Below are 6,236 nucleotides of genomic sequence, written 5' to 3' on the forward strand. Positions count from 1 at the left end.
TTGATTCACACACAGGAATTGAACCTGCATAGACTGTTTTAGAGACAGTTGCCTTACCATTAGGCGAGTATGTAAGCTTTTTCGGTCAGGACACGGCAACGCACAGACTAGGACTTGAACCCAGAACAACAGTTTTGGAGACTGTGGTGTTGCCATTACACCATCTGTGCATTTGGTAGCAGTGGCGAGAGTCGAACTCGCATATACCAAGTTATGAGCTTGGGGCTTTGCCGTTAAGCTACACTGCAACGTTTGGAGTCCAGGGCGAGAATTGAACTCGCACAGTCGGTTTTGCAGACCAATACCCTACCGTTAGGCGACCTGGACATACTACGAGGACGACAGGAATCGAACCTGTGACCACTTGCTTCGGAAACAAGCGCTCTTTCCGACTGAGCTACATCCTCATTTGGAAGCCTTGACGGGAGTTGCACCCGCTTCTCTCTGACTGAGAATCAGAACGACTTATCTATTCGTCCACAAGGCTACACGGGGATGATGGGATTTGAACCCACGGTCTTTCGCTCGACAGGCGACTGCTTTAAACCGGACTAAGCTACACCCCCACGTTGGATGGCAATTATTTAGTTTTCATGGTTCAGAAGTGTTTGCGCTATGCCTTTTTGAGAGGCTGTAGTGCTTCACTACATTCATACTACAGAATGTATTACAAAGTGTCAAGGGCATACTACAAAATTTTGAGAAGAAGTGAGAGGACATTGTGATGTAATCGCGGTATTGCCCTCTCTGATTGGGTTTGAAGTAAATTACTCAGATTCACTCAGGCGTTGTGTGCTCCAAAACTGTTCGGCAAATGCAACTGCTGGGTGAATTGGGGCTTTAGGCTTACTTTTGAGAACCATTCCAGCTTCATGAGGTAAGCGATCGCTCTTGATTGAATTACACTTCTCACACGCAGTTACAACGTTGTCCCAGGTATGCTGCCCACCTTTTGAGCGGGGAATCACATGGTCGAGCGTCAGACACTTGCTGCTGCCGCAGTATTGGCAAGTGTGGTTGTCTCGCTTGAGTACTTCACGCCGATTTACAGGTGGTACTTTCCAGTGGCGTTCGGGATTACCCATAGTCAAGCGAATATGTTCGGGAACTTGTAGTACAACACTGGGTGAGCGTACTTCCCACTGCTTTGTACTGCCAAAATCCAACGATTCTGCCTGACCTGTGACTAACAGCACGATTGCTCGTTTAATGTTGATACGTGCCAGTGGTAGGTAGTTCTTAGAGAAGACCACCACCGAATTTTGTAATATGTGTGGTTGAGCTTGCATCACTGATTCACTCCTCAAAAAATAACCCCCGCCTCTGGTGAACAGGAGCGGGGGTCAGGTAGTTGATACTTTTTGCCCTATGTTGGTGCTATAAAACACTTGCACCTCCCGCTTTGGATAAGTTGATCTAGATTCAGCCATCCGGCAATTGCTCCAAAAATGCCAACACTTGCAGATTTATCGGCGGCAAACAGATATATTTCCTCAAACGCAAACAGCGCGAATACTCTGCCTAAACCCTTGTTGGGTCGGCAATGCACCGTGCTACTAATGGTTGAAGAGAATCTGCTGATCATTGAAGGCTTGTAGTATTTGTAATTGAAACTTATATCAATAATACAGTTGTAGTATGCGTTTGTCTACTGCACAATTCTGGGGACGGGCGAACGCTGCGTGAATGCCTTGGCGGTAAAGGCTAAATTTGCAGATGGGGCATCATTTTTTCTCAGCACAACCTTCTAAAACCTTATTCCCCAGGATAAAAATTGCCGAGTATGGATACTCTTTATCTGACATACCATCGCTACTGACTAGGCTTTTGAGTTTGAGTCTGTTACCCGAAGAGTTAAAGCAGGTATCGCATTTACCACAACGATAACTGCCCCGGTGAAACATTAGACTTACCACCTCTATGGTATAAAAGGTGACAAGCACTGCAAAGAGCTATAAGGTTGCCTCTGTGATTATTTGCTGGATTTCTGTCCCAATGGTGTACCTGTAGCGTGTACACTCTACGTTTTGAGCGTGTAAGTTTTGCTGTGTTTTCTCCTGGGGGGATGCACTGTAACCCGCACTTTTGACAACGCCACTGGGCTTGTTGCTTAACTGAAGTGGCAAGTTCTGACCAATTGTCTGGGTACAGAGAATGGGTAAACGTCATCAGTGTAATTCAACTAAGGCTTGACCAATTGTAATGCGAATAGCAGCGCAAAAGCCTATTCTTCATCCTTATCGAAGGACACACAAGGACTATCAATTACAATTGCACTTTGGAATGAATTACAGAAAATGGCGGTTGAACAATTAACCCCAAACTCGTCAGGGTGAATGCATTGTATGGCTTCTTCTACGTTGATATGAAAAGCACAGTCATTGCAAATAGTTTTAAATGGCAATGGTTGACAGTCGATTGAGTCGGACATCAGTCAAAATCCTTATTGATGACTACAACATGAGAAAGTAGCATTTTTTCAAAAAAGACAAAAGTAATATTAGGTATAAAACTGAGATGCCTTTAGCAGTCAAAGAAAAATTACTTGCCTTGCTTGAGAAAATTCAAACCAACAGCGTAGTTTACCGTAAATGCGATCAATCGCTATAAAGCGGGTGCTTTATGCCATCGCCCTAAAAGGAGTGTTAGTAGGGTGTGTGTTGAGTAACGACAAGATGATCCAAATTGGCTAACAAAGATTCCAAGTCCTGATCTGATGAATGCAATAACTCAGCCAGTGTTTTTTCATCAACAAATATGTCTTCTAATTGACACATTTGTTGGTTGAGTAAATAAAATACAAACCTTACCATTGAGGGTTTGCGGGAATGCTCTTGGCAAGCTGAGATATTCGGGCATTTATAGTCAACACCTGTCATTTGACGACAATCTAAGCCCATAGGACAGTACATAAATGCAAATTGTCAAAATAAACATCAACCAATTAAAACCTCGGCAACACTGTACCCGTGCCTGCGTCTTTTTTTGTGCGGACATAAGCCTTGGTTGTATCGGTTTTACTGTGCCCCAACTGGTTTTGCACCTCAAAAACATTTTTATGCTCGACTGCTCTTGTCGCGTGAGAATGCCGCAACCAGTGACATGAAAACTTCACCTTCGCCACCTCGGAGATATCTTGAATTAACCTTTTAATTGCCCGATCGCTCAACGGCAACCCCTTTTTTGCTGGGTCAGGTGAGATATTGGCAAACACGGGCATCTTATCACTAGCCATCCCCCGGTACTTTTTGAAAACGAGCGAAGTCTGATGGTCTAAGCCAATCTCGCGGTACTTGCCACCTTTGCCTCGGAACTTAATCGTATAGTATCCCCGGTTTCTATCCTCTGGTGTCGGGTCGGGATACCACTGGAAATTATGCCAATATAACCCCGGATAATCTTCCTTGGGTTGGCCCGGTTCATCACCCGGAACCGTCACGCGACCCACTTCACCAACCCGCATCCCACTGTAAAAAATCAAACTAAAAACTAGCCAATACTTACCCCCCAACTGCTTGGCTGCATCAGCTAGCTTCTTCATCTCGAAATCTTCTAGATATCGCTCTGCCTTCGGTAAATTACTGAAATTGTCGTAATTTATACTACTTGCAATATTCCGCAAAAAATAGCCAATACTCTCCCCGCTCCCATAGCTCCACAGCGATCGCAATATCAGCACTCGGTTACTTTTAGTATAAGGGGAAATCTCACCCCAACTAGCAATAAATTCGAGTAATTTTGGCTGCTGTAGCAATCTTAAATCAGGTATACCTTCATGACGTACCCAATCAAGCAATTTTTGACCAAATCGGTAGTATTTTCGTTTAGTTTGTTCGCGGTTTTGGCTTCCAGCCCAAGCCAAAATTAACTCAGAATCATTACCCACCGCAGGCGTGCGGTAATAATATTGCCGAATTACCTCCTCTACCAATTCTGGAGTTACTTGAGCATTAGTGTTTTTAATTACACTTGGTTGGGGAGTAGCAGGCAGAATTTCTACAGAGCCAATCTCAATATTAGTAACATCCATCTGGTCTTTAGGGTTACGCGACCATAAAAATATAGCTTCCTGGAAGTGCTGTTTCAGGAAGCTTTTATATTATTCTATTCTTTAAGTGGATGTGCTTAACTGCTTGCTCCAGTATTTGTGGTCAATTAATGCTCTGGTTTTTGGTTTTTTTGAGTTTAAGATGTTACAAGGGTTAATCAATCTCTGTCACTAGCCATTGCCACTCAGTTACTACAGTGTTGGGTATATTAAGAACCAATGGCTGTTCGCTATACGCTGGCACATGAAGTTTGAGCGCATCGGTTGTAGGCAATTTTGGTAAAACATCAGTTAAGTTGTATTCGCCTACATTTGGGGCGGGTGCAGTTAAAGCGTAGACATCTGATGCCAAAAGCAATTTTCCTTCAGTTGTCTTGATTTCTAAGGCTTGGGGGTGGGCAATTTCCGCGACACCAGGAAACCCAACCAAGCGTAACCTTAAGTCTTTGACTGGACTGTTGTAATTTTGTTTGAACAGCAGCACTTGCCAAGCGTATCCTTTGTTATCTTTGATAGATATCTGCGAGTGGTAGCGCAAAACGCCGGGGGAATCGTGATGTTGCCGCAGCAGCGCCTGGGCTGATTCCACACTCCATCCACCAAAAGTTAACACTAGAACGATTACTAAGGCGCAACGCCAAAAATATTGCCAAAATTTTTGCTTTATTGCACACATCTTAATACTTATTTGACTGGGTGATAAAGACCGTCTTTTTGAGAAAATTCCCATCCTAGGCCCCTTGGGTCGCGGTTACGAGTCCAACTGATAAATTCTTTGGGGCTAAGTTTTTCTTTTTCGGTTGTGAGGCTTGAAGGAGTTAAACCTAGTCGCGGTGCTAGGTTTTCAGGAGGTAATGCAAGGAGTTCAACTTGGGGCTGTTGGTACGGGTGCGCTTGTCTTCGAGGTCTGGTGTTGCTGTATCTACCAGAAGCCATCGCCCTCTCCATCTGCTCTAACTTCTTGGTAATTGTTTCTAGTTTGTTGCCCAAATGGGATTCTAGATTGTCTAACTTCTCTTCTAGTTTGCCTGAGTTATTGATATCAATATTGCTATCAAACTCAGAGAGCAATTCCTCTAAGCCTTGCAGCAAGGCAATTGTATGTCCCTCTCTGTGCAGTTTGGATAGTTCTTTGACTGCTGGAATTAAGGCAGTAGGGACGCGAATCATTTCGCTTGGTGCGGTTTTGTGGTCAGTCATCTGATATCAAATTTGATAGCAATGAACTGATGATAGATGAAAAGCGATGTCTATTTACAAGCGTTCGCGTTCAGCGTCTCGTAGAGAGGAAACTTGAGCGATGAGGTAAGAGCGATCGCCAAGCCATTTGATGATTAGCGCAGCCTGCCAAACGCGATCGCGGTTTCTTTTTCCTGTTTAGATTCCCCACCTCGCCAGCGAAATGCGAGCGCCTTGTCAGTACTCTCCACAATCACTCCGATCACTCCTGTGCCTAATCCCGTTTGCTTGTGATGACGACTGTCTTGAGCGTGGGGAGATGAAGTTGAATCGATCACAGGAATCAGCCTTTCATTTACCTGACTTGTGGCAGTTGGTTTACCTCCGATCACCATGACATGACCTGTGTTATGGCTATCACTCTCAGGAGGACGTAGCCAAACCACAATATCTCCTGCACGCAGGCGACTGACTTTCGAGATTTCAACCCAATGGGACGGTTTTAGAGTTGGGTCAGAGAACAATTTGTAAAAATCTTGAGCAAGAGGACGCTTGGATTTAGAAACGGGTACTTCAGCGTAAGCTTGGGGAGAGATTTTCTGCAAGGCATAATCTACAAAGCCTGAGCAATCATAGTTGAAACGTCCGACTACTTCATCGACATCGGTAGAATGCTGATAGACTGAAGTTTTCATTAAAGAAAGTTCACGCTCTGCTTCATGTAATAGCGAAGGGGACTCAGACATGCCTAATTCTGGATGGATAGTAACCAGAGCCGCAATTATGGCAACTAAGAGTAAAAAGAAGATAGCCTTTTTTTGATTCATCACTAGGTTCCTTCAATCTAGCTAGTAAAAAATATATGAGAAACAATAAAAAAAAATGGTTTTAGTCATAACTAAATAAAAAGCGATACCTACGGCGGCAAGCTACGCTCTTGTAGTCAAAAACTGGAAATCGCCTCAAAAATGATGATGATTAAATTAATCTACGATAGTATCTAAAATTT

Annotated in this window: 8 protein-coding genes and 6 tRNA genes; all 14 read right to left on the bottom strand. The window is 43.8% G+C overall.

From position 1 onward, the window contains the following. Positions 1-99: 99 nt before the first annotated feature. A tRNA-Trp gene (locus FD723_RS41695) sits at positions 100-170 on the bottom strand. Positions 171-173: 3 nt separating this feature from the next. Continuing rightward, a tRNA-Ile gene (locus FD723_RS41700) sits at positions 174-248 on the bottom strand. A 5-nt stretch (positions 249-253) separates the two neighbouring features. Beyond that, positions 254-327, bottom strand: a tRNA-Cys gene (locus FD723_RS41705). 6 nt (positions 328-333) lie between these two features. Next, a tRNA-Arg gene (locus FD723_RS41710) sits at positions 334-407 on the bottom strand. 3 nt (positions 408-410) lie between these two features. Further along, positions 411-487, bottom strand: a tRNA-Glu gene (locus FD723_RS41715). Positions 488-490: 3 nt separating this feature from the next. Then, a tRNA-Asp gene (locus FD723_RS41720) sits at positions 491-566 on the bottom strand. 201 nt (positions 567-767) lie between these two features. Next, on the bottom strand, positions 768-1,289 hold the full coding sequence (locus FD723_RS41725; RefSeq protein ID WP_179071015.1) for an HNH endonuclease: 522 nt from the start codon (positions 1,287-1,289) through the stop codon (positions 768-770). Positions 1,290-1,724: 435 nt separating this feature from the next. Next, positions 1,725-1,904: a hypothetical protein gene (locus tag FD723_RS41730; RefSeq protein ID WP_179070912.1), complete on the bottom strand. Its 180-nt coding sequence runs from the start codon at positions 1,902-1,904 to the stop codon at positions 1,725-1,727. A gap of 320 nt (positions 1,905-2,224) precedes the next feature. Next, positions 2,225-2,431, bottom strand: coding sequence for a hypothetical protein (locus FD723_RS41735; protein ID WP_100904375.1), 207 nt, complete (start codon positions 2,429-2,431; stop codon positions 2,225-2,227). Positions 2,432-2,645: 214 nt separating this feature from the next. Beyond that, a complete protein-coding gene (locus FD723_RS41740) occupies positions 2,646-2,912 on the bottom strand; it encodes a hypothetical protein (RefSeq protein ID WP_179071001.1) in 267 nt (88 codons plus the stop codon). A 32-nt stretch (positions 2,913-2,944) separates the two neighbouring features. Next, positions 2,945-4,030 carry a site-specific integrase gene (locus FD723_RS41745; RefSeq protein ID WP_179071002.1) on the bottom strand — a complete coding sequence of 362 codons (1,086 nt, stop codon included), beginning with the start codon at positions 4,028-4,030 and terminating at the stop codon, positions 2,945-2,947. A gap of 172 nt (positions 4,031-4,202) precedes the next feature. Then, positions 4,203-4,724, bottom strand: a complete 522-nt coding sequence (locus FD723_RS41750; RefSeq protein ID WP_179071003.1) for a DUF3122 domain-containing protein — start codon at positions 4,722-4,724, stop codon at positions 4,203-4,205. A gap of 8 nt (positions 4,725-4,732) precedes the next feature. Beyond that, positions 4,733-5,248 (bottom strand): hypothetical protein, encoded by a 516-nt coding sequence (locus FD723_RS41755; protein ID WP_179071004.1) that lies wholly within the window; start codon positions 5,246-5,248, stop codon positions 4,733-4,735. A gap of 134 nt (positions 5,249-5,382) precedes the next feature. Then, a complete protein-coding gene (locus FD723_RS41760) occupies positions 5,383-6,054 on the bottom strand; it encodes a hypothetical protein (RefSeq protein ID WP_179071005.1) in 672 nt (223 codons plus the stop codon). Positions 6,055-6,236: the final 182 nt, after the last annotated feature.

This window comes from Nostoc sp. C052, from assembly GCF_013393905.1.
In the GTDB taxonomy this organism is placed as follows: Bacteria; Cyanobacteriota; Cyanobacteriia; order Cyanobacteriales; family Nostocaceae; genus Nostoc.

Coding starts and splice junctions, on each gene's coding strand:
- FD723_RS41725 (WP_179071015.1), bottom strand. CDS start 1,289: ATGCAAGCTCAACCACACATATTACAAAATTCGGTGGTGGTCTTCTCT.
- FD723_RS41730 (WP_179070912.1), bottom strand. CDS start 1,904: ATGTTTCACCGGGGCAGTTATCGTTGTGGTAAATGCGATACCTGCTTT.
- FD723_RS41735 (WP_100904375.1), bottom strand. CDS start 2,431: ATGTCCGACTCAATCGACTGTCAACCATTGCCATTTAAAACTATTTGC.
- FD723_RS41740 (WP_179071001.1), bottom strand. CDS start 2,912: ATGTACTGTCCTATGGGCTTAGATTGTCGTCAAATGACAGGTGTTGAC.
- FD723_RS41745 (WP_179071002.1), bottom strand. CDS start 4,030: ATGGATGTTACTAATATTGAGATTGGCTCTGTAGAAATTCTGCCTGCT.
- FD723_RS41750 (WP_179071003.1), bottom strand. CDS start 4,724: ATGTGTGCAATAAAGCAAAAATTTTGGCAATATTTTTGGCGTTGCGCC.
- FD723_RS41755 (WP_179071004.1), bottom strand. CDS start 5,248: ATGACTGACCACAAAACCGCACCAAGCGAAATGATTCGCGTCCCTACT.
- FD723_RS41760 (WP_179071005.1), bottom strand. CDS start 6,054: ATGAATCAAAAAAAGGCTATCTTCTTTTTACTCTTAGTTGCCATAATT.